Annotated in this window: 2 protein-coding genes; one reads left to right on the plus strand and one right to left on the minus strand. The window is 37.3% G+C overall.

Annotation, left to right across the window (positions count from 1 at the left end):
• The first annotated feature begins 712 nt into the window (after positions 1-712).
• On the plus strand, positions 713-1,885 hold the full coding sequence (gene odhB, locus WGMM_RS03170; RefSeq protein WP_038249994.1) for a 2-oxoglutarate dehydrogenase complex dihydrolipoyllysine-residue succinyltransferase: 1,173 nt from the start codon (positions 713-715) through the stop codon (positions 1,883-1,885).
• Positions 1,886-1,924: 39 nt separating this feature from the next.
• On the opposite strand, the gene WGMM_RS03175 is transcribed toward odhB, so the two are convergent.
• The coding region (locus tag WGMM_RS03175) for a tetratricopeptide repeat protein (RefSeq protein ID WP_038249996.1) at positions 1,925-2,229 on the minus strand (305 nt) is incomplete at its 5' end.

Consider the following 2,229-nt stretch of genomic DNA (forward strand, 5'->3'; position numbering starts at 1 on the left):
GCTGGATCCCAGTGCTTGGCACTGGAATGACAGCAATCCTACGTCATACCGCGATTCATTCGTGGTATCTCGGCCGCTAACAAGTAGCGGGATGACGGTTATCGTTTAGCTACAAACATTAAGAAATTTACCAAACGAAAAAAAAGGCAAAAGAAGCCACGTGGTTGGCTAATTACTTACATTATACTTTCAAGTATGGCGTTTTTTTATTCTACATGCTTAATAACCGCGATTCAGTTGCTTTTAAACCGCAACTAATCTAAATTAGAAACATTACGAAATTTACTAAACAGAAAAAAAGGCAAAAGAAACCCTAGGGTAGCTAGTTATTCACTATCCGTTTTTTAAGTTGGCGTTTTTTTATGTTTTAGACGCTTTATAAGCGCGTTTCAGCTTATGTAGGTAGAAGTTTTATAAAGACATAAGGTGCACATAGTGCAAAAAATTAAACATGAGACGCCAGATACGTGAGTTTTTTTGTCATTTAATCTGTACAGAGAAGATAAATAAATAGCTTCAGTTTCATGATAAGGGAGCTGGCGAGGCTTGTCAAGGAATTTTTATGGCCTAGCGTCACGTGCTAGAATGACATTTGGGAATATGTTATCCGTTTGTCACTTCTAAATGATAACAGCCTCAATGAATTCATTAGTTTATTACATGTTTCTTTTCATGTATAAATCTATAGAAAGTTTTATACGGAAGTTGTTTTATGAGCAAGATTATAGAAATCAAAGCACCAAAAACTCTTGGTGGTGAATCAGTTACAGAAGGTATAGTAAAAATAAAGAAGGGTATTGGAGAAGCAGTAAAAGTAGATGACTTGATCTTTGAAATTGAAACTGACAAAACAGCACTCGAATTAACTGCAGAAGCTTCAGGGCAAATAACTGAATTTCTTATAAGAGAAGATGATGTAATAACTCCTGATCAATTGTTAGCGAAGCTTTCCATGGGAGAAGTGAAAGAGAAAGCAAGAAAAGAAGATAAAAGCGAAAGTGCTGCTAAAAAAGATGCTCCATCAGCTCGTAAAATTATGGAAGAAAATGCAATCAGTGCAGAAAGCGTCAAAGGAACTGGCATGGGAGGCAGAATAACAAAAGCAGATGTGATAGGCCGTATGAACAAAGCTGAACAACCTGCAATAAAACAATACGAATTGCCAAAAAGTGTAGTAAGTGGAGAGCAAAGAGAGGAACGAGTAAAAATGAGCAAAATAAGGCAAGTAATTGCCGCTCGTTTGAAAGCATCGCAAAATACTGCTGCAATACTGACCACGTTCAATGAAATTGACATGAAAAATGTCATGGATCTAAGAGCAAAATATAAGGACACTTTTGAAAAAAAATATGGAATAAAACTGGGTTTTATGTCGTTTTTTATAAAGGCAGCGGTGCAAGCATTGAAAGAAATTGCTGAAATTAACGCTGAAATCTCAGGCAATGAAATCATATATAAACATTACTATGACGTAGGTGTTGCTGTTGGCACCGATAAAGGTCTTGTTGTACCAGTTATTCGGGGTGCCGATCAGATGTCATTTGCAGAAATTGAGTTGACTTTAGTTGCTCTTGGCAAAAAAGCTCGTGAGGGTAAATTACAAGTATCAGAAATGGAAGGTGCAACATTTACCATCTCAAACGGTGGAGTATACGGTTCACTTCTTTCCACTCCGATAATAAACTCTCCGCAATCTGGAATACTTGGAATGCATTCAATACAAAACAGGCCAGTTGCTGTTGGTAATGCAGTAGAAATCAGACCTATGATGTACATTGCTCTCTCTTACGATCACAGAATAGTTGACGGCAAAGGAGCAGTAACTTTCCTCGTTAAAATAAAAAATTATATAGAAGATCCAAATAGATTAGTTTTGGAAGTGTAGCTCAAATGAATTGTTGTTAATCCAGTATTGACTAAAAACCTAAATGTCATCTAGTTCTGCCAGTAGTTTAGCAACTTCCGGATGATCAGGGCCATAATGTTTCTCAAAAATAGGCAAGGCCTGTTCAAGCAATTCCTCTTGTTTCTTGTGATCGCCCAAAGCGCCATAGGCAATACCAAGATTTGCCAGTAGTTTGGCAACTTGAACATGACCAGAGCCATAATGTTTCTCAAAAATAGGTAAAGCTCGTTCAAACAACTCTTTTGCTTTCTGATGATCGCCAAAAGTGCCATAAACGATACCGAGGGTTGCCAGTATAGCTCTTTTTACAATAACCCGAACAG

The sequence above is a fragment of the Wolbachia endosymbiont of Glossina morsitans morsitans genome (genome assembly GCF_000689175.1).
GTDB classification, from domain to species: domain Bacteria; phylum Pseudomonadota; class Alphaproteobacteria; order Rickettsiales; family Anaplasmataceae; genus Wolbachia; species Wolbachia pipientis.